This is a genomic window from Terrabacter terrae (assembly GCF_039529575.1).
GTDB lineage: Bacteria > Actinomycetota > Actinomycetes > Actinomycetales > Dermatophilaceae > Terrabacter > Terrabacter terrae.
Genome location: NZ_BAAANB010000051.1, coordinates 1 through 692 on the forward strand (window position 1 = coordinate 1; position 692 = coordinate 692).

A 692-nucleotide genomic window follows, 5' to 3' on the forward strand; every position below is an offset into this window, starting at 1 on the left:
GGGATGTCCTCGCAACCGCTGTTGAGGGTGCGGGTCACGAAGCCCGAGGACGGCTGGTCGTCGGGGCTCGTCGTGTCCTTGAAGGACGACTTGTCGGCGAGGTCGTGCGCCGAGTTGCCCGCGGCGGCGGCGTGGACGACGCCCTGCTTGGTCGACCACTCGACGGCACGGCGCACGGCCTCCTTGGCGGCCTGCTGGTCGGGCTGGTCGTCGCACCAGAACTCGAACGGGTCGACGTAGTAGCTGTTGTTGGTGACGTCCATGTGCTTCAGGCCCGCCCAGACGAACCCGCACACGGCGTACTCCGGGTAGATGAAGCCGGCGTCGTTGACGACCTTGACCGCGGCCATCCGCACGTTGGGCGCGACGCCGACGATGCCGACGCCGTTGCGGGCGGCGGCGATCGTGCCGGCCACGTGGGTGCCGTGGTCGCTGGTCGTCGGGTACCAGCCGCTGGCCGAGAGGTCGGGGCGGCCGGCGTCGGTGCAGTTGACCGAGTCGGCGACGTCGATGTTGGCGGCGAGGTCCGGGTGGTCGGGGTCGATGCCGGAGTCGAGGACGCCGACGAGGACGTTGCGGGAGCCGTCGGTGATCTTGTGGGCCTGGTCGGCCTTGATCATCTGCAGGTCCCACTGCTCGGCCTCACGCGGGTCGGTGGCCGCGGCAGGCGTGGTGTCGGACTCGAGGTCGCC

Annotated in this window: 1 protein-coding gene; it reads right to left on the reverse strand. The window is 70.4% G+C overall.

The features are described from left to right. The coding region (locus ABD194_RS18900) for a S8 family peptidase (protein ID WP_343994357.1) at window positions 1–692 on the reverse strand (692 nt) is incomplete at both ends.